Genomic DNA, 25,015 nt, shown 5'->3' on the forward strand with positions numbered 1-25,015 from the left:
TGTCCGCCCCCTAAGTCCGTCGTGCGTGCAGCAGCAGGATCGACGCGAGCGGCGGCCTGGCGCAGGCCAGCCGGTCCAGGGGGCGCAGCGGACGCGGTACGCCGTGGAAGGGGGCGCCCGCGAGGCGTACGACCTCGAAGCCGGACGCGGCCACGAACTCCCGCAGCGCGCGGGCGGTGTAGAGCCGCAGGTGCCCCACGACCTCCCGCCCCGGCCGGCCGTGGATGCCCCGCAGGCTGACCTCCGAGAACACCGGCTGCACCCCGGCCAGCAGCAGGGCGCGGTTGTACCAGGCGGCCAGGTTCGGGGTGGAGAGCATCAGGTGGCCGCCGGGGCGCAGCACGCGGCGGATCTCGTCCAGGGCGGCGTCCGGGTCGACGAGGTGCTCGATCACCTCGCTGAACAGCACGGCGTCGGCGGAGCCGGTCCGGAACGGCAGCCCGCCGTCGGTGAGTTCGCCCCGGACGGCGTACGGGATCCGGGTGCCGGCCCGGCGCAGGGCGTCCTGGGACCAGTCGATGCCGACGATGCGGTGGCCGGGGAGAAAGGGGGCGGCGGTGGCCGCGGCGGTGCCGTCGCCGCAGCCGATGTCGAGGATCGTGGCCGTCCGTTCGGCGGACGCCGGCCCCAGCGCCTCGGCGAGCATGCGTGCCTGGCGGCGGCTGCGGGGGGTGCCGGAGGCGACGGGGACGGCGGGGTTCTCGTAGAAGTCGCGCAGTTCGGGGGGTTTCACGGGGGAGGTCGTCACGGGGTCACCTCCGTGCAGTGCAGGTAGTGCTCGAAGAGGTCCCGCAGGTGGGCGCCGTCGCCGTGGCTGAGCAGGGCGCGCGACCAGCGCAGGGCGAGGTGGAGGCGGCCCGCGGTGGAGGCGGTGGTGACGGTGAGGCCGCGGGGCATCCGGGCGGGCGCCGAGAACCACACGGCGTGCGCGCGGCCGGCCTCCTCCCCGAAGTCCAGCGGGTACGGGATACGGCCGATGTTGCTGAGCAGCGTGGTCGAGGTCCAGGGCGCGGCGGCTCTGCGCAGGCCACGGGTGAGGGCGGCGCGGACGCCGACCGGCGCCCAGGGGGCGGTGAGGAGGGAGGCGCCGTGGCCGAGCTGGGGGCGCGGGAGGGACTTGAGGGCACGGGTGCGGGTGGCCGTGCGGTGCAGCAGGCCGGGCATGTCTCCCGGGTCGTGCGCGGCCAACTCGGCCGGGCTGAAAGGGACTTCCACGAGCCGGGTGCCGTTGCCGATGGGCATGGTGGCGTCACGGGGGCGGTCGTCCACGGGCATGGTGATGCGCAGGGGGCGGGTCCGGGCGCCGTGCTCGCGGTTCCAGTGGGCGATGGTCAGCGCGGTGGTGACCATCAACTGGTCGTTGACCGTGTAGGGGGAGCCCTTGGGGCGGTGGGGGAGGGGGAGCTCGGTGACGAGCATGCCGTTGCCGGGGGAGGGTTCGGGGGTGCCCTGCGCCACCCGCGCGGGGCGGGACCAGTTGGAGGGCGTTTCCTCGGTGAGGGGCTGAGTTTCGGTCGTTCGGGTGGGCGGGGCTGCGGGGGAGTTGTCCTTGCCTCCGTACAGCTCCGCGGCCGTTGCCACGACACGGAGGCAGGCGGGGCCGTCCAGCGCCGTGTGATTGATGGTCAGGAACAGCACGGTCCCGTGCGACCCGCCCTGCCTGCCGGCAGTCGCGCCGCTCGGGGCGGCACGGGTGGACGCACCTGCCGCGCGTGCGTCACCGACGGCATCCGTCGCCTCGCTCCCCTCGACCGGCCCCGGCCCCTCCACCACCTCCAGCCGTATCGGCGGCGACAACGACAGCGGCGGCGCCTGGGTCAGGGCCCGTGTGCGTGCGTCCCGCAGCGCGTCGCGTCCAGGCGCCGGGAAGCTCACCACCTCCTCCTCCACGTCCGGTTCCGCGGTCAGCTCCCATTCGTAGCGGCGCCGGTACCACCGCCCCGGCGCCTCCCGCATGAGGATCCGGGGATGCCGGCGCAGCGCCTCCGAGAAGGCCGTACGCAGTCGCCCCGCGTCCAGCGGCCCCGGCAGATGGACCTCGATGTGCACCGTCTCCGGCTCCTCCTCCTGGAGGCAGTGCCGGGCGACCTCGTCCACGACGGGGAACGGAACGCGTACCGGCGGCCGCAGCGGGCCTTCGGCGCGTGCGGGCTGCTGCAGTGCCGTCATGTGGCCTCGCCCTTCCCGGTCTTCCCGGTGTCGTCGGACTCCGGCGGGGTCTCGGGACCGGTCGCCCGCAAGCGCGGTGTGCGGGGCGCGATCCGCGCGGTCGGCGAGTCCGGAACCGGCCCACCGGGACCGCGCGCGGACACGGTCGGCCCGGAGTCGGTACGGGCATCCGCCGGCCCCGGAGGCTCGGTCCCCATCGGACTGCGGCCCCGCTCCCGCTGCGGCAAGGGGCGCGTCGGCCGCTCCGGGGCGGCCGAGCCGGAAACACCGCCACCTCCGGCGACCGGCGGCAGCACAGCCGTGGAGCCGGGCAGGCCCGAGCCTTGGTGAGGGCCGCCCACGGGTCCGGCCGCCCCGGCCGACTCCCGCACCCCCACCACACCGGCGAACAGCCCGATCAACGCCAGCAGTTGAGCCGCAGGCCCGAAGGCGCCCTCCTGCGCGCCCACCGGCTCCCCGGCGCCGACCGCCGCTGCGACCCCCGCCCCCGCAAGCGCCACCAACGCGATCGGCACCAGCAGGGCATGCCTGCGCCACGCCACCAGCGCCAGGGCCGGTACCAGCAGGGCGAACCAGCCGGCGATGAGTACGCCCACCACCGTCACGGCCACCGTGCCGAGCCACAGGCCCGGCAGCGGCGGGGCGGGCTGCGGCTCGTCCGGGTTCGGTGCGCGGCGGCGCCACAGGGCCGGCCCGGCCAGCAGCGCGATCGCGACCGCGCTGCCGATCAGCCCGCCCTCGTACATCACCGCCGGCTCGTACGACAGCTCGACCGTGCCGCCGGCGCCCGCCGGGATCCGCCAGCCCTGCTGCCAGCCGTCCAGCCGTACCGGCGTCAGTTCCTTGCCGTTCAGGGTGGCGCGCCAGCCGTCGTTGAAGTTCTCGTACGTGGTGAGGTAGCTCGCCGCGCCCGACCCGACGGTCACCGCGCGCCGGTCGCCGAGCCAGTCCCGTATCCCCAGCTGACGCCCGGCGGCCGAGGCCTCGGAAACCGTGCCGCGCGTCAGCGTCACCGCGGTCAGCGTGAGCGGCCCCGCGTCCCCGGCCTCGACCCGATGGTCACCTGCGGACAGTCGCAACTCCGCGTCGTCACGCCCCTGCTGACAGAGCGTCACATCGATCTGCCGCCGCTCCATCAGGTCCCGTACCGTTCCGCGCACACTCGTCCGGTACAGCTCCCCGTCCACCGCGACCACCGGCCCCTTCCCGCACGGCAGCGAGAACGGCCGGGACTCCCTCGGCTGCGGGGTCCGGTACTGGTCGAGGGCCGGGATGTAGGCCTCCGTCAGGCCCACCGGCAGCCGTAGGTCCTCGTCGACCATCGGGTTGTAGAGGGTGAGCGGCGCGGTCTTGGTGATGGTGATGTCCAGCCGGTCGGTCGTGATGGGCGGGAAGCGGACCCAGCCGTTCGCGTCGACCCCGGCGATCACCGCACCGTCCGGCGAGCTGATGTGCACCTCGGTCGGACGCGTGGACAGACCGCCCGCCGGGGCCAGCACGACCTCTCCCACCGCCTGCTTTCCGGGCCAGCTGAGGTGGATCGTGGGCCGGTCGCCCGCTATCCACGCCGTGGTCAGATCGCCGTCGGTGAGGTTGCGCGGCGACAGCCCCGCCCCCAGCCGCGCCGTGGAGTCGGCGGTGGCGACGATCCGGTTCTGCTGCTCCGGCGCCACCTCGTACAGCAGCCGGTCCAGCTCCTCGCCCGGCACCGGCACCGCGCTCGCCCGCACCTCGTACGTCCCCGCCGTGGAGGTGGTGAAGCGCCGGTGCAGGCCGGCCTCCGTGCCCGTCGGCGAGAGGCCCGTGGGGTCGGCCGTACGGGACAGGGAGACGATCTCGGCGGCGGCCCCCGACTTCCCGGCGTCGGCGGGCAGCCGCAGCAGCCGGGTCACCTGTACGTCCGGCAGGTCGATCTCGGAGAAGCCCGCCCCGGTCAGACCGGGCCGCCGGGACACGGAGTCCGTGATCGTCAGCTTCATCCAACTCGTCGCCCCCGGGGGCACCTTGACCGTCTGCGTGGTGCCGTCCGGCCGCAGGACCGAGCTCACCGCCCCCTTCTCCGTCTCCACCCGCACTCGCGTCGCCGCCCCCCGCACACCCTCCTGCGGCAGCGGCCTGACCTTGAACGACGACGGCATGTCGTACGAGCCGCCCGCGAACGCGATCCGCAGCCACTCGCCGACCGGCGACCCCTCCGAGCCCTCGGTCCACGCCGTGTCCGGGTTGCCGTCGAAGGCGTTCACCGGATCGAACTGCGGGAGATGGAAGAGCCAGCTGCCGTAGGACGACGCCGTCACCGACCGCGCGCCGCGCAGCTCGGCCACCGTCTGGTGGTCGAGGCCGGACGTCGGCAGGATCTGGTGCGGCTTCTCGCCCGCGTCCTGCGCGGCGTCGGGCGCGTTGCGCTCGCCGCGCGTGTACGTGTACGACGTGTTGGCGTTGACCAGCCCGAACCGGGTGTCCGCCCGCCGCAGTCCGTCGCCGATCACCTGCACCTGCGGTGAGCCGAGCCCCGGGTGGTTGTCGCCGGTCAGCACGCTTGCCCGGCCCCGCAGTTCGGACGCCAGCGGCAGCAGCGCCTCCGGCCCGCCGGAGACGACGGCCGTGTCGGCCACCGGCTGCAGCCCGGCCTGGTGCGGACGCGGCACGTCTGCGCCGGCCGGCTTGTAGATCTCCACCGCCCGCTGCCGCGGATACAGCCCCTCCACCTGCAGCGGAGTGCCCGGCGCGATCGTCCCGCCGGTCGTGATCGGCCCGAGGCCCGTCACCCGCTCGTATCCGGACTGCTCCAGGGTCCGCTTCACCGTCGTCGTCGGTATGTGGCCGATCTGGTCGGGATCGAGGTCGTTGCGGACGACGACGTAGTAGACGCCGGCGCGGCTCAAGTAGTCTGCCAGGCCCGGTACTTGGCCGCCGCTGACCAGCGCCTGCTCCACGGCGTCCATCGCGCGCCGGTTGCCGGGGGTGCCGAAGGGGACGTAGTCCCGCTGTGCCCAGCGCGAGTCGGCGAGGACGTCCAGCGGCTGGTCGATGGTCGAGCCCCAGGTGTAGATGCCGTGCGCGGTGGCCGGCACGACGAGGGCGCGGGCGTCGGGGGAGTACTTCTCCAGCCAGTCGGCCGTGGCCTGCCACTGCTTGGGGATCTCCTTGAAGGACCCGGGGTTGAGGATCGAGCCGTTGAGATACGGCCACATCAGTCCCGGCAGTACCAGCACGGCCGCGATCAGCGGCGCGTACCGCCGTCCCCGTACCTGCCGCGCCCCGCGTGCCTCGGCCGCCACGCCCGCCAGATGGGCGAGGCCCAGGACCAGTGCCAGCGCGAGCCCCGTCTGGAACTTGTAGATGTTCCGGAAGGGAACAAGGCCACCGTCCAGCCAGTCCTGCACCACCCCGTGGAAGGGCGCCCCGAACGTACCGCCGTACCCGGCGAGCAGGATCAGCGCGACCGTCACCACGGTCAGCACCAGCCACCGCCGCTCCGGCATGTCCCGCCGGGCCAGCCCCGCAAGCCCCAGCCCGGCCGCGAGGGCCGAGCAGACGATCACGACGACGGACGCGGCGACGGTCCATCCGGCCGGCAGCCAGGCCTCACCGAAGTGCAGATACGCGACCCAGTTGCCGCCGCCGCGCAGTGCCTCCGTCGCCGCCATCGTCTCGGTCGTGGTCTGCGAACTCTCCACGTAGGGAAGGAAGTTCTCGCCGTATGTGCCGAGCAGCAGAAGCGGGATCACCCACCAGGCGGTCGCCAGCAGGACCCCCGGCACCCACCACGCGATCAGCTTGCGCTGCCGTGGCCCGGGGGGCCGGGAGAGCAGATACAGCCCGACGGGAAGCAGCGAGGCCAGTGTGGAGGCCGCGTTGACGCCCCCCATGAAGGGGATGACCAGCGCCGACCGCAGCGCGGCGACCCGCGCGGCATACCGCTCGTCGGTCAGCGGCAGCAGCACCCACGGCAGGAAGGCACCGGGCAGCGCGGCAGCGGACGTGGACCCGACGACGACGGTGAAGACGGGCCACAGCGCATACGCCACGGCCGCCACCAGGCGCGACGCCCCACTGCCCACCCGCAGCCGCTCGGCCAGCCGCAGCGCACCCCAGAAGGCCACCGCCACGATCAGCGACAGCCACAGCCGCTCCGCCAGCCACACCGGCAGCCGTACGACATCGGCCAGCCAGTAGAACGGCAGCATCGGCCACAGATAGCCCGAGTACTGATTCTGGATCCCGCCGAAACTGCCCTCGTCCTGCCACAACTGCCCCAGATCGGCGAGGAACTGCCCCGGATCGACGGTCACACCGAGCTTGGTGTCGAACGTCTGCCGCCCCGGCTGCACCGCCAGCAACAGCACGAACACCACGGCCCAGAACCCCAGCAGCCAGCGCCGCGAGCGCGGCCCCTCCGGCGGCCCCGAGGAGGGCGCGGAGGTGGGCACGGCTGCCGGGGGAGGAGCCTGGACCGTGGTCGTCGTCATGGTGGGCACCGCCTGAGGATGAGGAGGAGGTTCCAGGTGGCGAACTCGCGTATGCCGGGCGCCTTCACGACGGCCTCCGCGAGGAACGGCCAGTAGCGGGAGCGCGCCGAGACGACCTCTACGTCGTCACGGGCGCGGACCTGACGCAGGGTGGCGCCGATGTGCACGGCGAACAGGTTCTCGCCGAGGGTGTGCTTGGCGGCCCGTCCGGTACGGCGCCGGTAGCGGGCGCGGGCCCGCTCGGCACCGAAGTAGTGCCAGGGGGCCCACTCATGACCGCCCCACGGGGACAGCCAGTTCGTGAACGACACGTAGATCAGCCCACCGGGCCGGGTCACCCGTGCCAGTTCACTGAGGAACGTCTGCGGATCGGCCACGTGCTCCAGCACATTGGAGGAGAAGGTGACATCGGCGACGCCGTCGCGCAGGGGCAGCAAGTACCCGTCGGCGACGACGGCCCCCTCCGGCGGCTTCGCACCGAGTTCCGCCACGTCCGGCTCGAAGAGATAGGCGTACGCACCTCGCCGCCGGAACTCCTCGGTGAAGTACCCGCCACCGCCCCCGACATCGACGACGGTACGCCCGGCGACGGAACCGTCGTAGGCCTCGACTTGATCGACGGCGTCACGGGCGAGCAGCGAGTAGCAGGCTTCAGGGTCGTCCTGTTCCTTGAGGAACGCCCGGAAGAGAGTGAGGGACCGCCGAAAGGAAGGGTCCTTGACAACTGGGGGTTGTGAAGCGCCCCCATAGGGGCGCGGGGCTGTGACATTTGCGGCTCCGCCGCGCGGGCGCGACCAGCCACGACGCACCGGCACTCGCGAGCCGGCCGACCCACCACGGCGTTTAGGCGTCACGTCGCACGGCCTCCGAAGCAACCGCCAGAAACTGCCGCACAGTCCGGTCCCAGCGATAGCGTGCCGCCCGATCCCGCGCAGCCTTGCCCATCAACTTCCGTCGATGCCCGGACAACGCGAGCGTGCACCAGGCAGCGGCAAAGGACGACTCCCCGGCGGCAAGCACCCCCGTCTCCCCGTCCACGACGGAATCCCGCAGCCCGGGCACATCAAAGGCAATGGTCGGCGTCTCCCGGGTGGCGGCCTCGGTGACGACGAGCCCCCACCCCTCCACGGCGGACGGATGCAGCAGCAGCCACGCCGCACACAGCAGCCGGTGCTTCTCCGCCTCCGAGACATGGCCGGTGAACTCGACGCCGGCGCCGGCCACCCGCTCCAAGCGCTGACGCTCCGGCCCGTCCCCGATGATGACGAGCCGCCCGCCGGTCACGGGCCGCACCCGCTCCCACAACCGCAGCAGCAGGTCGATGCGCTTGTACTCGACGAGCCGTCCGACGGCCACGAACAGCGGCTCCGGCGAGCGGTCGCCCAGGGGGCCGGGCTCCTCCACGCCGTTGTGCACCACACGGATGCGTTCCCGGTCGACGCCGATCCCGCGGAGCGCCTGCGCGGTCGACGGAGACACGGCAACCATCAGACTCCGTTGCTGAGCACCGGTCAGCGCCCAGTGCTCCAGTCTTCGCCCGAGCCGCGCGGCAGGCGCCAGCGCCCCGCCGAACCGCATCTTCCACAGATCGGTGTGTACATGGTTGACCAGGCACAACGTCGGCCCGCGATGCCAGAGGGGGGCGAAGTACGGCATCCCGTTGCAGACCTCGACCAGCAGATCGCAGTCGCCGACCTGACGGGCGAAGGCGGACCGGGCGCGCAGGTAGTGGCCGTAGGAACCGCCGGCGGACACGACCCGGTAGTCGCGGTAGGCCGCGGGGCCCCCGCACAGGAGGGTGACCTGGTGGCCGAGGTGGGTCAGGCCGTCGGCGAGGCGGTCGACCAGCAGCTCGGAGCCGCCGGCGGATCGGTTGCCCAGGTCACGGTGGGCGAGAAAAACGATTCGGCGCGGATGTGGGGGAAGCGCCGGAGGGTGTTGCTGCGACGCCCAGGGAGGGGTGGCGCGATGGGGGTCCCCCCGCTCGAGCGAATTCGAGAACGGGGGAGGGGAGGGCACGTGCTGGGGCATGTGTGCTCCAACTCGTCTCAGGGTGCGGAACTCAGCGTGGGGGAGGGAGGGTTTGGTTCCTGTGGGGAGTTGCGGGGCTTCGCGGGCGTTCTCGGGGTTTCTCGGCCTCTTACGGTCGTCTTGCGGGGGCTGTGGACAGGCTGTGTCCGGGTGGGGTTGGACAGTTTTCGCCCAGCAGTTCGCCACGGCTACTCACCGACGTGACAATTTCCGGCTTTATTAGAGCTGACGTCACGTCACATTGTGAGCGACGGCTGGGGCATCTCGACCTTACCGGGCGCTTCGGGACGCTTCCGGCCTCGTGCCACCAAAACGCCACCCACCACCACAAGCACGAATCCCGCCCCAGCAGTCCCGATCGGCAGCGTCTCGCCCACCATGCGCAGCAGACCGCTGTCCTGCTTCGCCTGCCGTACGGCCTCCTTCTGCGTGGCCGTGGTGAACGCGATCTTCTCGCTGTCCAGCAGCACCGCCGCGTCCTTCTCGCCGCCCGGCGCCCGCAGGGTCCGGCGCGGGCCGGTCTGCGCGTAGATCACACGGCCGGTGGCCTGATCCACGACCAGCCTGAACCCGTGGTTGGAGTACCACTCCTCGGCCAGCACCTGCGGCCGGTCCGGCTCGTCGACGAGGGTGCCGGGGACGAGCCGGGTGCCGACCTTGCGGGGCGCGACCGTCCCGGTGAACCGGTATCCCGTGTAGCCCTGGATCTTCTCGGTGCCGTCGTACCGCAGGGTGATCGTGGTGCCGCCGGTGTTGTCCCACCACTGGTAGGAGCGTTTCTCCACGTCGAACGGGAACTTCAGATACGCCTCGCCCTCGATGTACGGCGTCTCCTCGCAGCAGTGCACCGGCTTCGTCGTCGTACGGTCCATCACCCAGCGGTGCGGGGTGAAGTCCAGTGCGTCGTGCGGGTCGTCGGCCGGCAGCGACTTGTCCGTGTCGACGGTGGTGATGACGTCCCAGACGGCGTTGCCGCTGCGCTCACTTTCCGCCACGTTGCCGCGCACGCGCTGGGTGACGGTGATGTTCTGGTCCGGCACGGTCTCGACCTTGTCGGTGTCGAAGACGCTGCCGTTGCCCTTGTAGACGGCGGTGGTGTCGATGTCGATGGGGTTCACGGCGGCACGCGGGGTCACGTACCAGGCGAGCATGGGCGCCAGTACCAGCAGAAACGTGCCGAGGCCCAGCAGAATCAACGAGAGAGGTGAGGCTGTACGGCGCATCCGGCACTCCTGGGAGGTTGACGCATGGTCGATGCACTGTCGGTGCACGGTCGTTGCCTGGCCGTTCTTGGGCCGGGAACCGTAGGCGTCCCTTGACGGAGTGTCAATGTCTTGACGGGATGTCCCGGCTTGTCGAGACTGAAGCCGACAGGCAGGGGTCGGATACAGGCTGGCACCACCGGGGTGGGGACGACCTCCGGATGCAGAGAGGCTGACCCTGCGATGTCCAGACTGCTCGCCGCCGCGTTGACCGTCGCGCTCGCCGCCGTACTCGCGGTGGGTGCCGCGCTCGGCGTCGTCGCGTTGCTGGAAGCGACACCCGACCAGCCGAACACACCCTTGATCACGTACGAGCAAGCGGGCCAGGGGAGTTGACCGTGGCAGCGACCCGCTCCACGGCATCCACGGCAGCTCCTGCCGCCACGGCTTCCCCTGCCACCCCGGCCGTCCCGGCCCGCTCGGCCTGGCGTGACGTACCCCGCTTCCAGGTCCGCCGCTTCGCGGAGCTGGCCATGGCGGACGCCCCGGCCCTCGCCGAGCAGATCCTGCACGAGATCCAGCGCGAGTACCCCCAACTGCCCGTCGTCCTCGACGAGTCGGGCGAGCCGATGGCCCTGGTCGGCATCCGGCGCGCGATCGAGGTCTTCGTCGAGCACCTGGAGAAGTCGGAAGGCCGCCCGACCGTACCGCCGGGGGTCTTCCAGGACTTCGGCCGCGGCGAAGGCTACAACGGCCGCTCCCTGGACTCGCTCCAGGCGATCTACCGGTTGGGCGTACGGCTGGCCTGGCGCCGTTTCGCCGAGATCGGCCAGCGCGTCGACATTCCGCCGCCCGCGATGTACGAGCTGGTGGACGCGGGCTACGAGTACCTGGACGGCCTGGTCGACCAGTCGGTGCGCGGCTACGCCGAGGCGGCGGCACGGCAGGCGGGCGAGCGGCTGCGTCTCCAACGCCGCCTGATGGAGCTGCTGTTGGCCGAGCACCACCGGGGTGATCCGGCGGACGCCCTGACGGAGCGGGCGGCCCGGATCGGCTGGCCGCTGCCCGAGAAGGTCGCCGTGGGCGTGTTACTGCGCCCGGCACGGGAGGCGGTGGCGCCGGCCGTGGGGCAGGGGGTGCTGCTCGACATGGAGTACGAGCAGCCGCGCATGGTCGTCCCCGAGCCGGACGCCGGCGGCCGCCCCGAACTGCTGCACCGGGCCCTGACCGGCTGGGCGGGCGCGATCGGCCCCCCGGTGCCCCTCGCCGACGCGGCGAAGTCGCTGCGCTGGGCCGAGGCGGCCGTACGCCTGATGGAACGGCGGCTGCTGCCGGCCGGCGACGTCCTGTACTGCACCGAGCACACGGAAGCTCTGGTGCTGCTCCAGCCCGAGGAACTGATCGACGACCTGGCGGTGCGGTGCCTGGCACCGCTCCAGCACTGCGGCCCCACGCACGGGCGGCGGCTGGCGGAGACGTTACTGGCGTGGCTGGAGACCAGGGGCGGGGCACCGGAGGTGGCGGCCCGTCTGGGGGTTCACCCCCAGACGGTCAGGTACCGCCTCCGCCAGATCCGGGAGCTGTGGGGCGACGAGATGGACGACCCGGATCGGCGGTTCGAGCTGGAGTTGGTGCTGCGGGCCCAGCGGTTGAGGGGGGCGCTGGGGGAGGCGCGCAGGTAGGAGCTGCCGCTGCGCTCAGAACCCGGCGCCGCGCGGGCACTTGGAGCAGGTGCCGTCCTTGTGGAAGAGCTGGCCGCAGTCGGGGGCGCATTGCGGAGCGCCGCCACCGTCGAGCATTCCGGTGTAGATGTCGATGGTCCGCGGCCTGGGCGGGGGCGGCGGTGACGGCGGGTGCAGCGACCAACGCGATGATCGCGGCGAGTACGGCACCGAGGCGCGCGAGGCATTCGGGGCGTTCGGGGCGCGTGCGCATCGTGAACTCCCTGAGTGGGGACGGGACTTCCGATGCCGGTCGCCGCCGGGGCGCTGGCGGTTGCCCGCTGTGCGGGACCGGTGCGCGTCGGCCGCGCAGCGACCCCCGTTCAGGCGGTCTGGCGGGCGGGCTCGGTGCGGCGGGACGGGGTGCGGGCGGACGCGGCGCGCAGGCGTCGGCCACGGCGCGTGAGCCCCCAGGGCTTGAGGACCGAGATCACCGTCATGAAGACGTACGCGGACAGCGACACGATCGGCCCGAACAGAACGTCCCCGGCGTCGGGCAGCGGCCCGCCCGCGACGACGGCCTCGACCGCGGAGTTCACGCCGGGGCGCAGCGCGAAGACCGTGGCGACGGTCGTGCCCAGGGTCACCCAGAACTTGACGTAGACCCACCGGTGCCGCGCCAGCCCCCACTGCGTGCCCAGCGACAGCACGAGCCCGCTGAGCAGCGTGAGGAAGGCGACCGGCAGCAGGAGCCAGTCGGCGAACAGCTTCATGGCCCGCACGGACGCCTCCACGGTCACCGCGGACCCGGTGGTGGCCGCGGCGACCCCGAGCGCGAGCAGCCCGACCGTGAGCCCGAGCCAGCCGGCGGAGGCGACGACATGGACGACGAGGCCGGCCCGCCGGGCGGGCCGGCTCAGTTTCCTTGACGACGCGGACGACATGGAAGGCGAAGAAGGCGAAGAAGGCGAAGAAGGCGAAGAAGGCGAGGAAGACATGGCACCACCGTGCCGGGCCAGGCCCCCGAGGGCGTCTGACGGCGGGAGTAACCCCGCGTACTGACGTCGGCGTACCCGCCGCCGCCCTCCCTGCTCCGTTCGCCACGCGAGGGCGATGATTCCGGCCGCCGGGCCAGGTCATCACCCCAGCAGCGGGGATAGGACGAGACAACGCCCCGCTTCCGACCGGAGGAGACCCTGATGCGCCAACCGTCACCCCACCCCGCGCTGCAACAGCTCGACGCCTTCGTCGGCGAGTGGGACCTGTGGGCCCTCGGCCGAAGCGTCGGCCCCTTCAGGACGGAGTTCGCCTGGCTGGAGGGCGGCGCCTTCCTGGTCCAGCGCTCGGACGTCGTCCCGGAGACGTCCCTCCCCGGCGACTGGGGCCCGAACGCCCCCTTCCCCACCGTCTCCCTCATCGGCTACGACGACACGGCCGACGAATTCACCGCCCTCTACGCCGACGGCCGAGCCGTCGCCCGCACCTACCGAGCCACCATGACCGCCCGCACCTGGCACCAGTGGCGCTCGGCCCCCGACTTCCACCAGCGCCTCACCGCCACCATCAGCGTCGACGGCAACACGATCGAGGGCCAGTGGGAGCAGTCTCCCGACGGTGAGCAGTGGACTACGGACTTCGACGTGACGTATGTCCGCACCGGGAAGCCCCACAGCTGACGGGCCGGCCTGGTGACGGGGGGCCGTACCAGGACGACGACCCCCGTTCCCGCTCCTACGTACGCGCCGGCTCCCTCGGCGCGGCTCGTCGCGGGGCAGGCTGGTCCAGGTGGACCACGACCGTCGTGTAGAAGCGGTGCACCGCTTCGTCCACGCTACGGATGAAGCCCGACTCGGTGTTCCCCCGGCTGCTCCCCATGCCCTTGAAGAGGGACAGCCGGAAGCCGCTGATCCGGGTCGCCGAGTTCTTGGGAAGCAGGTCCGCCGGTTCGGGGCGGAGGCGTTCCAGGGTGCCGCGTGGCCCGCCCGGCTCGCTTTCCAGCAGGGTCTCGACGTGCAGGTCCGCCGGTGCCTCGGCGAGACGGCGGACCAGGCGCTTGGCCCAGCTCAGGGGATAGCCCTGCTCGGGCGCGGGGATCTCGACGGACGTACGCAGCTTGCCGGTGCGCAGATCGGCGCCGATCGTGAGCACGCCCGGAGCCTGTTCGACCCGAAGCTCCGCCTGGAGCCGCCCCTCCAGACACAGTTGGTCGGCGAGCTGGACCCGGCGGGTTCCGTGATCGGTGCCGCGTCTGGCGCGCTGGACGGGCAGCACCTTCTGCCCGAGTTCGCCGCCGAGCCTGAGGCACACTTGGCGGATGAGCCGCTCCCAGCTCTCGATCACTTCGAGCGAGCGCGGGTCACCCTGGCACAGGGTCTCGTCGCTGATGCCGTTGCGTACCGGCACCCAGGCCGAGCCCATGTTCTGGAAACCGTGGCAGCCGGAGTTCTCGTGCTGGAGGTACTCCAGCAACTCCTCGAGCAGCCAGGTGCGTGCCGCGTTGCCGACTCCTTCGTGCCGGATCAGCAGCTGTGCCTGATAGGCCACTTCGGCCCACGACAGATGCCAGAGCGCCACCTTGTGCTTGCGCCGTCGGTCGATCTTGACGTCGACCAGCGGACTGCCCTCCAGCGCCACGTCGTTCGACACCGTGATCACGGCCTCGTAGCCGCGCCGGGCGGCGATGTCCATGTAGGCCTGCACTTGGTCGGCCTTGAGGGGGTTGCCGTTGGTCTTGGTCTCGACGAGGGCCGTCCACAGCTTGCCGGCCCGCTCGATGCGGATCACCCCGTCCGGACGCCGGGGCGTGTCACCGTGCGGCAGGGACACCTCGGTGAAGGTCTCCATGCGGCCGGAAGGTGCCCCGAACGCGGCGGTGAGACGCCTGCCGAACCGCGGCACCTGGGCCATCACCGACAACAGCACCGAGGTGGCGCGGGTCTCCCGTTCCCGGTCGTTCTTGAGCGCCGACACGGGAAAGAGCCTGGCAGGCCGCCAGGAGTCGTTCTCCGCCAGCGATGTCCTGGTCACCTTGGGCAGGGCGACCTTCTTCTTCGCCGTGCGTGGCCGCGAAGCCCGCACTGCCGGCTGCTTCGTCGGCTCGGTCTCGGCCGTGTCCGGGCGGCGCGGCGCCGGGACCGCCTCCAGGGTGGCCGGTGCGGCGCCCGGGGTGGTGGCAGGTGCCGCGGGGTCCGGCTGACCGCTGCTGTTCGTCTCGGCCGGAGCCGCCACCGCCGTGGCCCTGGCCGATTGCCGGCCGGCAGACCCGGGTTGGCACTCGGACTCGTACGCGGACTCGGGCCCGGCCTCGGATTCGACCCCGGACAGGGCTTCCGCCCCGGACAGAGCTTCCGCCCCCGCCTGCGCCGCTTCCACCTCGGCCGCGTCGTCGTCGATGTCGACCCCGAAGTCCGTTGCCAGGCCGGCCAGACCGGTGTCGTAGCCCTGGCCGACGGCCCGGAACTTCCACTCCTCCCCGCGCCGGTACACCTCGCCGAAGATGATCGCGCTCACCTCGGCGGCATCGTCGATGGCGAAGCGGAGGAGGCTTTCGCCGGCCGCGTCGGCCAGCCTCACCTGCAGGGCGTCCAGTTCTCCGAAGCGGGCTTCGCCGTACCGGCTCGCGGCGACGACGATGCGGTCCACTCCCGGCGGGACCGCTGTCAGATCGAAGCAGATCCGGTCCTCGTTGCCGTCCTCCGTCGGTGTCTTCCCCAGGAGCTGCACACTGCCGTCGGCAGCCACCGGGTTGTTGTAGAAGTAGAAGTCGGCGTCGCTGCGGACCTTTCCGTTCGTGTCCAGCAGTAGGACGGACACATCGGCGTCGCCCTCACCGGTCGGGCTGACCCAGCCCAGGCTCACGATCACCGAGCCGACGTCTTCACTCAGCGCAGTCAGGGCCACGTTCGAGCCCTTGGTCATTTCGCGCACACAAACCCCCCATATCGCTCGCCTGGGGGCATGCGTATGCGGCCACCCCCGGCGCCTCCCCATACGGCACGGTGTGACGTGCCACACATGGGCAACCGTACTGGCCGTGCATCGCGTCTGCGGAGCTTTCGAGTCGGTCCGCGCAAGGCCATTGCCGGGGGAAACGCACTTTGAGTAGCCTGTGTTCGTTATTCCGATCGGCTGTTGAAATCTCGAACGCAGCCTCGCATGCAAGGGAGGGGGCCGCACGTGGGACGCCTCGTACCAGCCGTGACCCGGGCTCTCGACATTCTCGAGCTCTTCCTCGACGGGGACGGGACGCTCTCCGCCCCCGACATCGTGCGCAAGCTCCAGTTGCCGCGGACCACCGTGCATGAGCTGGTGACCACTCTCGCCGCTCGGTCGTACATCGTCCAGGTGCCGGGGCAGCCGGGACGGTACCGCCTGGGCGTACGGCCGTACCAGCTCGGCAGCCGGTACGCCGAGCAGCTCGACCTCGCGGCCGAGGGGCAGCAGGTGGCCCGGTCCGTCGCCGAGACCTGCGACGAGACCGTGCACGTGGCGATCCTGGAGGGCACGGACGTCATCTACATCGCCAAGGTCGACTCGACGCACGCGGTGCGGATGGTGTCCGCGGCGGGCCGTCGGCTGCCCGCCCACTGCACGTCCGTCGGCAAGATGCTGCTGGCCTCCCTTCCCGACTCGGAGCTGTCCTCCCGTATCCCCGACGGGGCCGAGCTCGTCGCCATGACGCCCAACAGCATCACCGACCCGGGCGCCCTGCGCGAGGCCCTCGCCGAGATTCGGCAGCGGGGGATCGCCGTCGAGAGCCGGGAATCCAACCCGGACGTCTCGTGCGTGGCCGCGCCCGTGCGGGACCGTACCGGGCAGGTCGTCGCCGCCCTCTCCATCTCCGTGCCGATGATCCGCTGGAGCGACGAGCGGCTCGCCGAGCTGGAGCAGCTCTCCGCCAAGGGTGCCGCCGAACTGTCGGAGCGCCTGGGGCACCGGAGCGTTGCATGAGGGCGCCGTACGAGGTGGCGGTGCGCGCGGAGGCGGAACTCGGTGAGGGGCCGACCTGGGATCCGGCGAGTGGCCGGCTGGTCTGGATCGACATCCTCGGTGCGCGGATACACACCTACGACCCCGTCTCCGGGCGTCGCACGGTCCGTACGACGCACCAGCACATCGGCGCCGTCAAGCCGCGCGCCGGCGGCGGGTTCGTCCTCAACCTGCGGGACGGCGTGGCCGTGCTCGACCCGGACCACAACTTCCGCTGGCTGCATCACGAACCCGTCCCCGGCCGCCGCGCCAACGACGCCGCCGTCGCGCCCGACGGGTCCCTCTGGGCGGGCACCATGCGCTACGACGAGGCGGCGGGCGGCGGCACCCTGTCCCGGATCACCGGTGAGGCCTCCGTCGAGGTGGTCCTCGACGACGTGGCGGTGAGCAACGGCACGGGCTGGAGCCCGGACGGGCGGCTCATGTACTACATCGACTCCCCGACGCGCCGTGTCGACGTCTTCGACTTCGCCGACGGGCGGCCCGTGAACCGGCGCCCGCTCGTCGAGATCGAGGACGGCGCCGGGTTCCCGGACGGGCTCACCGTCGACGCCGAGGGCTGCGTGTGGGTGGCCCTGTGGGACGGCGCGGCGGTACGCCGCTACACACCGGCCGGCGAGCTGGACCGGACCGTCCCGCTGCCCGTACCCCGCGTGACGGCCTGCACCTTCGCCGGCCCCGACCTGACCGACCTCTACATCACCACGGCCCGCGTCGGCCTGGCCTCGCCGCCCGCGCTGTCGGGCTCGGTGTTCGTGGTGCCGGGGGCGGGGAAGGGGCTGGCGCAGCCGGCGTTCAGGGGCTGACGCGGGCTGTCGTCACGGGAGGCCGAGGCCGGGTTGCCCCTGCCGCCGGCGCCCTGAAGGGCGGTCGGGCCGGCGCAGCCTCACATCCGGGATCTCAGCACGTCGACTTCACAGCCCGGCGCGGACGGGTCGAAGCCGTGCTCGATCAGCCAGCGAACCCCCAGCAGGCTGCGCAGCGACCACCACGCGTGGATCACGTCGAGGTCGACGTCGGTGCCGTATCCGGCGATGACGTCGCCGAGGTGTTCCTCGTGTCCGAGCGTCAAGGTGGCGAGGTCGTACAGGGCGTCACCCTGGCCCGCCTCCGACCAGTCGAGGATGCCCGTGACCTGGTCACTGTCGACGAACACGTGAGCGATCTGCAGATCGCCGTGCGTGAACGCCGGCGTCCACGGCCGGAGCGCGGCCTCGGCGACCTGACGGTTGCGCGTGACCAGGCCGGCGGGCAGGACACCATGCGTCACGAGCCACTCGCACTCGCCGGCGAGCTCCGCCACCAACTCGTCGACGCTCCGCCCGGCCCGGCCGGGCCGGGGAGGCAACGGCGCGTCGTGCAGCTTCCGGACGGCGGCACCCGCGGCGGCCCACGCCGCCGGGGACGCGGTCGACGGCTCGCCGAGGCGGCCGAGCGCCGTCCCCGGGACCGCGGCGATCGCCAGCACGGGCGGCTTGCGCCACAGGACCTTCGGGGTGGGGACCGGTGCCATGGCCATCGCCTCGACCTCGACGTCGATGCGCGCCTGATCGGCGTCCACCTTCAGGAACACGTCGCCGACGCGCAGGGTCGCGCGCTCGGAGTGGGCGACGACGACCTTGACCTCATCCATGGCGACGAGTATCCCGATCGACGGTCCAGGTCGCCGGGAATATCGCGTGCGATTGCGCGGGTGACCGCGTCCCGCGTCCCGCCCCCCGGCGGCCTGGTGCGCGACACCGACGGCGACCCACCGCGCCCGCGCAGCCCCAACCCCCCTGTTCCAACCCCCCTGTGCCAACCCCCCTGTTCCAACCCCCCTACTCCAGCCCCGCCGCCTTCCGCTCCTCCGCCGTCAACGGCGGGCCGTTCAGTGCCGGTTTGAGTGGGCCGATCATCGCCGCCAGCAGTACGGACGGGGCCAGCAGCACCTCCGCCCCCCGCTCCAGTGATGTCACGTCAGTGACCCTGCGGGCGATGCGTCCGTTGCCGGTGGCCGTGTGGAGGAGGCGGCCCACGTAGGCCGCCACCAGGCGGTCGCGGCGGGTGGGGCCGTTCTCCGTCGCCCCGGGATAGAACACGTCCATCCCCAGGGCGAGGTCCCACGCCGCCGACGCCGGGCGGGCCACCGCCCGCTGGATGCGGCGGGCCAGGCCCGGCGAGCCCCAGCCGTGCCGTCGTACCGTGTCCCGCAGGGCGACCGCGCCCTGGGCGGCGACCGACATCCCGTGGCCGTAGATCGGGTTGAGCGCGCACAACGCGTCTCCGAGGACGGCGAAGTTCTCGGGGCGGACCGGCATCCGCTCGTAGTAGCGGCGCCGGTTGGCGGTCGTCCTCGTGTACGCCACGTCGGTCAACGGCTCGGCGTGTTCGAGCAGTTCGGCGATGACGGGATGCCGAAGCTCCTCACGGGCGTAGCGCTCGAACTCCGCGGCCGCGGTGGGAGGTTCGGCGCCACGCGAGCCGAAGAGCGTGACGATCCACTGGCCGTCCTCGATGGGCAGCAGCACCCCACCGCACCCCGGTTTCCCGGCCCGCGGATCCGGCTGGACGTTGACCACCGGGAACCCCTCGCGCGCGGCCTCCGGCGCCCGGAACACCCGACTCGCGTACGCCACCCCGGAGTTGACCTCACGCTGCTCGACGGCCGGCAACCCGAGATCCGTCAGCCACCCCGCAGCCCGCGAACCGCGTCCCGTGGCGTCGAGGACGAGGTCCGCCGACAAGGTCCGCTCGGCAAGGTCCCGTGGCCGGATCCGTACGCCCGTCACCGCCGCGCCCGTACCCACCGGCCCGAGCACCTCACCCTGCACCACCTCGACGCGCCCGTCGGCGAGGACGGCCGCCCGTACCGTCGCGTCCAGCAGATCCCGGCTGCACAGCAGCATGTGGTGCGACTCGGCCCACCGCCGGTACCAGCCGTACGGCGACAGCGCCACCATGTCCGTCGTCACCGGCAGCCGGTGCGCCCCCGCGTCCCGCAGCCGTCCGACGATGCCCGGCAGCAGCTCGTCCAGGGCGTGTGCCCCGCCCGACCACAGCTGGTGGACGTGCCTGGCCTGGGGCAGGCCCTTGCGCGGCTCGGGGCCGGGCGGCAGCACGTCGCGTTCGACGACGGTGACGTGGTCGACGACGTCGGCGAGCGCGCGGGCGGCGAGCATGCCGGAGAGGGAGCCGCCCAGGACGACGGCGGTGGTGGTGCGTTCAGTCATGTACGGGCACGTTCCCTGCTGGGGCGGCCGTACGGGCACGGACCGCTTCGATCTCGTCGGGGTGGCGGAGGGCTCGGGAGACGGCCCCGATCTCCTGGAGGAGGTCCGTGGTGTCGGGGCCGCCGGTGCCGTCGCCGTCCGGGGCCCGGCTCCTGCGCCGCACGGCGTCCTGGATGGTGACGGCGGCGGCCAGCGCCTTCGCCCGGCCCGGCCGGTGACCGAGGGCGAGTGCGGCGTCGTACGACCGCCCGCGCAGATCCTCGTCGATGTGCCGGGCCAGCGGCAGCAGTACGTCGCGGATGAACGTCTCGCGGCGGATCAGCCGCAGCTCCGGGGTGGCGCGCAGGACGAACCGCACGCCGGAGCCGTTGACGGACTTCATCAGCAGGTACAGGGGCCGCAGTTCGTGGTGGGCGAGGCGGACCTGCCAGCGGTCGTGCAGGTACTGGCCGGCGTGCGGGAGGATGAAGCCCACCGCGATCAGGATGGCGGACAGCGCGGCGACGGGCGGCGCGAGGTCGGTGCTGAGCCAGTCCAGGTCGTGGCCCGTCCAGCGGGCGGCGACCGCGGTCAGCTTGGCGGCGTCGAAGATGAGGTTGAGGCCGTAGCCGACGCCCAGGAACACCAGCCCCCAGCGCAGCCAGGCGTCGAGGCCCTCGGTGCGCACCCAGTTCCAGATCAGCCGGGACGTGATGAGGACGGCGGTGCAGTGCGCGAGGAGGTAGAGCAGGGTCTCCTCGCGCATGAACGGCGTGTTGGCGTAGTACGTGTCCAGGTCCTGCACCCGCTCCACCGGTGCGTCCGCGAGAGCGAACAGCACCCACAGCGTGACGATCACGCCCGAGTACGCGCAGATCACGAGGCGCATGGCCCGGCGGGCCTCGGCGCTGCGGTCGGACAGGCCGTTGCGCCAGGCGATGATCAGCAGCAGGCACGAGCCGCAGAACGCGGTGAGCAGGGAGTAGACCAGGGGTGCCGCGAGGTTCGGTACGCCGGTCACGCGGTTGACCCACGCGATCGTCGCCGGGGCCGCGAAGACGAACACGGCACAGGCGAGCAGCAGCAGCCCGCCGACGGCGCGCAGCAGCGGGTCGCGCCAGAGCCGGATGATCGTGGGCAGCTTGATCGCCAGGGCGGCGGTCAGTACGACGGTCGGGATCCAGAACGAGATGTACATCTCGCCGAGGAGGCCGGAAGGGTCGGGAGCCGGCGAGATGTTCACCGGGCGGCCCTCCCCTTCCCGCGATACCCCAGGGAGCGCTGCACCGGCCCGAGCGCCGCGTCCGCTCCCGGCCCCGACAGCAGCGGCCGGAAGGCGGCCGCCAGCCGGTGCCCGAAGTCGTCCGCCTCGGCCTCGTCCCGCTCCCGGGAGCCGTTGCGGGCGGCGACCGCGAGGGCGATGCCCTTCCAGCCGGGAGTGCCGGCGAGTGCGTGCGCGGCGGCCGTGCCGTCGGTGTGGTGGTGGCCGTGGCCGGCGTGCATGTGCCACAACTCATGGCCGAGGATGACCAGTTGCTGCATCGCCTCGGCACGCTCCTCGACGATGACCAGGTCGAAGTCCTGGAACTCCACCCACAGCCCGGTCACCTCGATCTCGTCGGGGAACCGCTCGAACCGCAGCTCGACGGGCCGTCCGCCGCGCCGCGCGCTCATCTCCACGCACAGCGCGTGGCACAACTCGCGTACGTCGGCCGGGGGGTGGGGTCCGGCGCGCAGGGCGGCGCTCAGCTCGGAGGCCAGCTCACGCATCCCGGAACCGGAACGGGAGCGCCGCAGCCGCAGCACCGCAGCGACCCGGGCCGCCCTCGTGCGCGCGCCCGCGATGTCCATCGCACCCCCTGTTCCTCCGCCCGTCGGCGGGCTGTTCGAGCCTACGCGTCCCAAAGTGTCCCCGTCATGTGGTCCGGCGGCCGTAGTTAAACGGGGAACGACCGCGGATGAGCCGGAGAGGGACCGCGGATGAGCCGGAGAGCGACCGCGGATGAGTCGGGGAGACCGCGTCGCTCGGATTCGTGCACAAACCATTGACTGGTAAGCGCTTGCAGCCTACGGTCCGTTCGAAGTTACGGGCGTAAGTCGATATCTCGAACAGATAGGGCAGGGAATGGGACGACCTGACCTCAATCGCAGGCAACTTCTGGCCACCGCCGGTGGATTGGCGGTGGCCGGCAGCTTCGGGTTTGCGGCGCTCGGGACGGGGGCCGACGCGCTTGCGTCCGGTGCTCGTACCCGGGTGCGGTACTGGAACCTCTTCCAAGGCGGCGACGGCACCAACCAGGTCGCGATGGTGGACGCCTTCCGCAAGGCGAACCCGGACGTCGCCGTCAAGGATTCCACCCTCACCTGGGGCGGCCCCTACTACACCAAGCTCGCCATGGCCGCCGCAGGCAACCGCGCGCCGGACCTCGCGGTCATGCACCAGGGCCGTGTCCCCGGCTTCGCGCCGGGCCGCCTGCTCGACCCCTGGGACGTGGACCTGCTGGCCGAACACGGCGTACGGGAGGCCGACTTCAACCCCGTGCTGTGGCGGCGCGGCATCGTCGACGGCGAGTTGTACGCCCTGCCCCTCGACATCCACGTCCAGCTGAACTTCTACCGCAAGGACGTGTGCGAGAAGGCCGGCCTGCTGGACTCCGACGGGCGGTTGCCCGCAGCAGAGTCCCCCGACGAGTGGTTCGAGATTCTCAAGGCGGCCAAGGGACAGCTGAAGAAAGGGCAGCAGACCCTCGGGCTGCACGCCAACGACCAGAATTTCGCCTGGTGGTTCTTCGTCTCCTTCTACCAGCAGCTCGGCGGCACCTACTTCGACGAAGACCGGACCCAGGTCACCTTCGACACCGACAAGGCCACCCAGGTCCTGGAGTTCCTCCGCAGGAACGTCACCGAGGGCTACGTCACCGTCGGCGAGGCGGACGGCGAGGCCTTCATCGCCGGATCACCCTTCACCTGGGAGGGCAACTGGTCGGTGCCGTACTTCAACGGCGAGCGGATCGAGTACGGCGCCCAGCCCCTGCCCCCGGTCTTCGGCACCCCGGCCACCCACGTCGAGTCGCACGCCTTCGTCCTGCCCCACCAGGCCGACCGCGGCGGCGCCCCGAACGAGGGCGCCTACGAACTCGCCGCCTACATGGTCTCCCACGCCACCACCTGGGCCAACGGCGGCCACGTACCCGCCTATCTGCCCACCTTCAAGGACCCCGGCTACCTCGAACTCACCCCGCAGAACGAGTACTCCGGGCCCGCCATGGAGCACCCGGCCACCGAACCCCACATCTGGTTCGCGGGCTCCACCGGCATCCTCGCCACCCGCCTCGGCCCGGTCATCGCCGCGTCCACCCTGGGCTCGGCGAAGCCCGACGCGGCGGCCCGCCGGCTGAAGTCCCTCCTGCACCGACTGCTCGCGGCCAAGAACCCCATGACCGGCCTGACGGCAGCCCGGGAACCGAAGGGAGCGGGCGCATGAGCAGTACGACCACGACCGTCGCCCACGGAGTGCTGCGCCCCCGCGCGACCACCGCCGCCGACTCCGCCCGGCTGCGCTGGGGCAACCGTTTCCAGCACGGCGGCTGGTTCGTCGCCCCGTTCTTCGTCCTGTACGGCCTCTTCGTCATCCTGCCGGTCGTCCGCGGCCTCTACCTCAGCTTCACCGACGCCAACATCTCCGGCGACCACACGAGCTTCGTCGGCCTCGACAACTACCGCGAGGCGCTCAAGGACGACCTGGTCCGGGACTCCCTCACGCACAGCGTGCAGTTCACGCTCTACGTCGTCCCCGCCATCGTCGTCACGGCCCTGCTGATGGCGCTCATCGCCCACCACACCGTGCACTTCAAGTGGCTGTGGCGGCTCTGCTTCTTCGCCCCCTTCCTGCTGCCGTCCGCGGTCATCGGCAACCTGTGGTGGTGGCTCTTCCAGCCCACCAACGGCATGGTCAACCACGTCCTCGGCCTGGACACCCCCTGGCTCACCCAGAAGTCCACGGCCCTGCTCGCCGTCGTCGTCGCCACCCTGTGGTGGACGGTCGGCTTCAGCTTCCTGCTCTACCTGGCCGCCCTCCAGAGCATCCCCCAACACCTTTATGAAGCAGCCGAGTTGGACGGCGCCAACGCCTTCCAGCGGCTGCTCCACATCACCGTGCCGAACCTGCGCAACATCACCGGTCTGGTGATCGCGCTCCAGATCCTCGCCTCGCTCCAGGTCTTCGACCAGGCCGTGGTGATGTACCAGTTCGGGTCCGGTCCGGAGGAATCGACGCGCACCTTCGTCCAGTACACCCTCGAACAGGGCTTCACCAGCTACCGCGTGGGCTACGCCTCCGCGATCTCCTTCATCCTGTTCCTGATCATCGCGGTCGTCGCCCTCGGACGGATGTGGCTGCTGCGCAACCGCGAGGAGGACGCGCGATGACGACCCCGACGACTCCCGTACCGCGCAGGCCCCGCAGCACCTGGACCCCCGGCCAGATCGCCCTCACCCTGGTCGCCGCGGCCCTCTCGGCGATCTGGGTGGCCCCCCTGCTCTGGGCCCTGTCCACCTCCCTCAAGACTCCGACCGAGTCGGTGGCCGCCCCGCACTGGATCCCCGACGACTTCACGCTGGACTCCTGGCAGGCGGTCCTGGACGCCGGCAACATCCCCAACTGGTTCGTGAACTCGGTCGTGGTGTCCGTCTGCGTCACGTTCATCGTGCTGCTGGTGTCGTCGCTCGCCGGATACGGCTTCGCCCGTACGGAGTTCCGCGGCAAGTCGGCCCTGATGGCGGTCACGATGGCGGGCCTGATGTTCTCCCCGGCCGTCCTCGGCGTCCCGCTGTTCACCACCGTGCAGTCGCTCGGCATGGTGGACACCTACTGGGGCATGATCCTGCCGCAGTGCGCGCCCGCGGCGATGGTCTACATCCTCTACAAGTTCTTCCAGTCGCTGCCCCGCGAACTGGAGGAGGCGGCCTTCATCGACGGTGCCGGCCGCTGGCGGATCTTCTTCACGATCGTCCTGCCCCTGTCGAAGCCGTCCCTCTCGGCGGTGGGGATCTTCACCTTCATCGCCTCCTGGAACAACTTCATCTGGCCGTACATGGTGACCAACAACCCCGACCTGATGACCATGCCGAACGGCATCGCCACCGTCCAGAACGCCTTCGGCATCGTCTGGCCCCAGCTCATGGCCGGCGGCATCATCGCGGGCCTCCCCCTGATCGCCGCGTTCGTCCTGTTCCAGAGCCAGATAGTGCGAGGCGTCGCGCATACGGGCCTGGCAGGCCAATAAGGATGCGCCCGGCCC

At 71.7% G+C, this 25,015-nt stretch carries 20 protein-coding genes; 8 read left to right on the forward strand and 12 right to left on the reverse strand.

Going from position 1 to position 25,015, the window contains the following annotated elements:
• Positions 1-10 precede the first annotated feature (10 nt).
• From OG331_RS33830 to OG331_RS33855, 6 genes are all read right to left on the reverse strand, one after another.
• Positions 11-748, reverse strand: coding sequence for a class I SAM-dependent methyltransferase (locus OG331_RS33830; RefSeq protein WP_406203204.1), 738 nt, complete (start codon positions 746-748; stop codon positions 11-13).
• Positions 745-2,169, reverse strand: coding sequence for a condensation protein (locus OG331_RS33835; RefSeq protein ID WP_406203206.1), 1,425 nt, complete (start codon positions 2,167-2,169; stop codon positions 745-747). Before OG331_RS33835 ends, OG331_RS33830 begins: the two co-directional genes overlap by 4 nt.
• Positions 2,166-6,641: an alpha-(1->3)-arabinofuranosyltransferase family protein gene (locus tag OG331_RS33840; RefSeq protein ID WP_406203208.1), complete on the reverse strand. Its 4,476-nt coding sequence runs from the start codon at positions 6,639-6,641 to the stop codon at positions 2,166-2,168. The genes OG331_RS33835 and OG331_RS33840 overlap by 4 nt, the downstream gene beginning before the upstream one ends.
• Positions 6,638-7,456 carry a class I SAM-dependent methyltransferase gene (locus OG331_RS33845; protein ID WP_406210454.1) on the reverse strand — a complete coding sequence of 273 codons (819 nt, stop codon included), beginning with the start codon at positions 7,454-7,456 and terminating at the stop codon, positions 6,638-6,640. The genes OG331_RS33840 and OG331_RS33845 overlap by 4 nt, the downstream gene beginning before the upstream one ends.
• A 28-nt stretch (positions 7,457-7,484) precedes the next feature.
• Positions 7,485-8,672 carry a glycosyltransferase family 4 protein gene (locus OG331_RS33850; protein WP_406203210.1) on the reverse strand — a complete coding sequence of 396 codons (1,188 nt, stop codon included), beginning with the start codon at positions 8,670-8,672 and terminating at the stop codon, positions 7,485-7,487.
• Between the two features lie 236 nt (positions 8,673-8,908).
• Entirely contained in the window at positions 8,909-9,895 is a 987-nt protein-coding gene (locus OG331_RS33855; RefSeq protein ID WP_406203212.1) for a DUF3068 domain-containing protein, read from the reverse strand.
• A gap of 222 nt (positions 9,896-10,117) precedes the next feature.
• On the opposite strand from OG331_RS33855, the gene OG331_RS33860 reads away from it, so the two are divergent.
• Both OG331_RS33860 and OG331_RS33865 read left to right on the forward strand, forming a co-directional pair.
• Positions 10,118-10,270: a hypothetical protein gene (locus OG331_RS33860; RefSeq protein ID WP_167348315.1), complete on the forward strand. Its 153-nt coding sequence runs from the start codon at positions 10,118-10,120 to the stop codon at positions 10,268-10,270.
• Between the two features lie 2 nt (positions 10,271-10,272).
• Positions 10,273-11,556 carry a PucR family transcriptional regulator gene (locus OG331_RS33865; RefSeq protein ID WP_406203215.1) on the forward strand — a complete coding sequence of 428 codons (1,284 nt, stop codon included), beginning with the start codon at positions 10,273-10,275 and terminating at the stop codon, positions 11,554-11,556.
• 362 nt (positions 11,557-11,918) lie between these two features.
• Here the strand turns inward: OG331_RS33865 and OG331_RS33870 are convergent, their stop codons facing one another.
• Positions 11,919-12,479 carry a DUF2269 domain-containing protein gene (locus tag OG331_RS33870; protein WP_406203217.1) on the reverse strand — a complete coding sequence of 187 codons (561 nt, stop codon included), beginning with the start codon at positions 12,477-12,479 and terminating at the stop codon, positions 11,919-11,921.
• A 255-nt stretch (positions 12,480-12,734) separates the two neighbouring features.
• Here OG331_RS33870 and OG331_RS33875 point away from each other — a divergent pair, with 255 nt between their 5' ends.
• Complete coding sequence (locus tag OG331_RS33875) at positions 12,735-13,211, forward strand: hypothetical protein (protein ID WP_406203219.1); 477 nt, start codon at positions 12,735-12,737, stop codon at positions 13,209-13,211.
• A 55-nt stretch (positions 13,212-13,266) separates the two neighbouring features.
• Here the strand turns inward: OG331_RS33875 and OG331_RS33880 are convergent, their stop codons facing one another.
• Positions 13,267-15,453: a TerD family protein gene (locus tag OG331_RS33880; protein ID WP_406210456.1), complete on the reverse strand. Its 2,187-nt coding sequence runs from the start codon at positions 15,451-15,453 to the stop codon at positions 13,267-13,269.
• A gap of 258 nt (positions 15,454-15,711) precedes the next feature.
• Here OG331_RS33880 and OG331_RS33885 point away from each other — a divergent pair, with 258 nt between their 5' ends.
• Together OG331_RS33885 and OG331_RS33890 are read left to right on the forward strand one after the other, a co-directional pair.
• Positions 15,712-16,485: an IclR family transcriptional regulator gene (locus OG331_RS33885; protein WP_328881892.1), complete on the forward strand. Its 774-nt coding sequence runs from the start codon at positions 15,712-15,714 to the stop codon at positions 16,483-16,485.
• Positions 16,482-17,330, forward strand: a complete 849-nt coding sequence (locus OG331_RS33890; protein ID WP_406203222.1) for an SMP-30/gluconolactonase/LRE family protein — start codon at positions 16,482-16,484, stop codon at positions 17,328-17,330. Before OG331_RS33885 ends, OG331_RS33890 begins: the two co-directional genes overlap by 4 nt.
• An 80-nt stretch (positions 17,331-17,410) precedes the next feature.
• Here the strand turns inward: OG331_RS33890 and OG331_RS33895 are convergent, their stop codons facing one another.
• The 4 genes from OG331_RS33895 to OG331_RS33910 all read right to left on the reverse strand — a co-directional run bounded on the left by OG331_RS33895 (position 17,411) and on the right by OG331_RS33910 (position 21,566).
• Positions 17,411-18,157: a phosphotransferase family protein gene (locus OG331_RS33895; RefSeq protein WP_406203224.1), complete on the reverse strand. Its 747-nt coding sequence runs from the start codon at positions 18,155-18,157 to the stop codon at positions 17,411-17,413.
• 187 nt (positions 18,158-18,344) lie between these two features.
• Entirely contained in the window at positions 18,345-19,736 is a 1,392-nt protein-coding gene (locus OG331_RS33900; protein ID WP_406203226.1) for an FAD-dependent oxidoreductase, read from the reverse strand.
• Complete coding sequence (locus tag OG331_RS33905; RefSeq protein ID WP_406210459.1) at positions 19,729-20,913, reverse strand: MAB_1171c family putative transporter; 1,185 nt, start codon at positions 20,911-20,913, stop codon at positions 19,729-19,731. The genes OG331_RS33900 and OG331_RS33905 overlap by 8 nt, the downstream gene beginning before the upstream one ends.
• Positions 20,914-20,954: 41 nt before the next feature.
• Positions 20,955-21,566: a toxin-antitoxin system, toxin component family protein gene (locus OG331_RS33910; RefSeq protein ID WP_406203229.1), complete on the reverse strand. Its 612-nt coding sequence runs from the start codon at positions 21,564-21,566 to the stop codon at positions 20,955-20,957.
• Between the two features lie 274 nt (positions 21,567-21,840).
• On the opposite strand from OG331_RS33910, the gene OG331_RS33915 reads away from it, so the two are divergent.
• Genes OG331_RS33915 through OG331_RS33925 form a run of 3 tightly spaced genes read left to right on the forward strand, consistent with a single transcriptional unit; the run spans position 21,841 to position 25,000 of the window.
• Complete coding sequence (locus OG331_RS33915) at positions 21,841-23,199, forward strand: extracellular solute-binding protein (protein WP_406203231.1); 1,359 nt, start codon at positions 21,841-21,843, stop codon at positions 23,197-23,199.
• Positions 23,196-24,143, forward strand: a complete 948-nt coding sequence (locus tag OG331_RS33920) for a carbohydrate ABC transporter permease (protein ID WP_406203233.1) — start codon at positions 23,196-23,198, stop codon at positions 24,141-24,143. Before OG331_RS33915 ends, OG331_RS33920 begins: the two co-directional genes overlap by 4 nt.
• Positions 24,140-25,000, forward strand: a complete 861-nt coding sequence (locus tag OG331_RS33925; RefSeq protein WP_406203236.1) for a carbohydrate ABC transporter permease — start codon at positions 24,140-24,142, stop codon at positions 24,998-25,000. Before OG331_RS33920 ends, OG331_RS33925 begins: the two co-directional genes overlap by 4 nt.
• Positions 25,001-25,015: the final 15 nt, after the last annotated feature.

The organism is Streptomyces sp. NBC_01017, from assembly GCF_045162795.1.
GTDB classification, from domain to species: Bacteria; Actinomycetota; Actinomycetes; order Streptomycetales; family Streptomycetaceae; genus Streptomyces; species Streptomyces machairae.

Excerpts from the sequence above, each read along its gene's own strand:
- OG331_RS33910 (WP_406203229.1), bottom strand. The coding sequence starts at position 21,566 with ATGGACATCGCGGGCGCGCGCACGAGGGCGGCCCGGGTCGCTGCGGTG.
- OG331_RS33925 (WP_406203236.1), top strand. The coding sequence starts at position 24,140 with ATGACGACCCCGACGACTCCCGTACCGCGCAGGCCCCGCAGCACCTGG.
- OG331_RS33905 (WP_406210459.1), bottom strand. The coding sequence starts at position 20,913 with ATGTACATCTCGTTCTGGATCCCGACCGTCGTACTGACCGCCGCCCTG.
- OG331_RS33870 (WP_406203217.1), bottom strand. The coding sequence starts at position 12,479 with ATGTCGTCCGCGTCGTCAAGGAAACTGAGCCGGCCCGCCCGGCGGGCC.
- OG331_RS33915 (WP_406203231.1), top strand. The coding sequence starts at position 21,841 with ATGGGACGACCTGACCTCAATCGCAGGCAACTTCTGGCCACCGCCGGT.
- OG331_RS33855 (WP_406203212.1), bottom strand. The coding sequence starts at position 9,895 with ATGCGCCGTACAGCCTCACCTCTCTCGTTGATTCTGCTGGGCCTCGGC.
- OG331_RS33890 (WP_406203222.1), top strand. The coding sequence starts at position 16,482 with ATGAGGGCGCCGTACGAGGTGGCGGTGCGCGCGGAGGCGGAACTCGGT.
- OG331_RS33880 (WP_406210456.1), bottom strand. The coding sequence starts at position 15,453 with ATGACCAAGGGCTCGAACGTGGCCCTGACTGCGCTGAGTGAAGACGTC.
- OG331_RS33920 (WP_406203233.1), top strand. The coding sequence starts at position 23,196 with ATGAGCAGTACGACCACGACCGTCGCCCACGGAGTGCTGCGCCCCCGC.
- OG331_RS33900 (WP_406203226.1), bottom strand. The coding sequence starts at position 19,736 with ATGACTGAACGCACCACCACCGCCGTCGTCCTGGGCGGCTCCCTCTCC.
- OG331_RS33840 (WP_406203208.1), bottom strand. The coding sequence starts at position 6,641 with ATGACGACGACCACGGTCCAGGCTCCTCCCCCGGCAGCCGTGCCCACC.
- OG331_RS33850 (WP_406203210.1), bottom strand. The coding sequence starts at position 8,672 with ATGCCCCAGCACGTGCCCTCCCCTCCCCCGTTCTCGAATTCGCTCGAG.
- OG331_RS33895 (WP_406203224.1), bottom strand. The coding sequence starts at position 18,157 with ATGGATGAGGTCAAGGTCGTCGTCGCCCACTCCGAGCGCGCGACCCTG.
- OG331_RS33875 (WP_406203219.1), top strand. The coding sequence starts at position 12,735 with ATGCGCCAACCGTCACCCCACCCCGCGCTGCAACAGCTCGACGCCTTC.
- OG331_RS33860 (WP_167348315.1), top strand. The coding sequence starts at position 10,118 with ATGTCCAGACTGCTCGCCGCCGCGTTGACCGTCGCGCTCGCCGCCGTA.
- OG331_RS33835 (WP_406203206.1), bottom strand. The coding sequence starts at position 2,169 with ATGACGGCACTGCAGCAGCCCGCACGCGCCGAAGGCCCGCTGCGGCCG.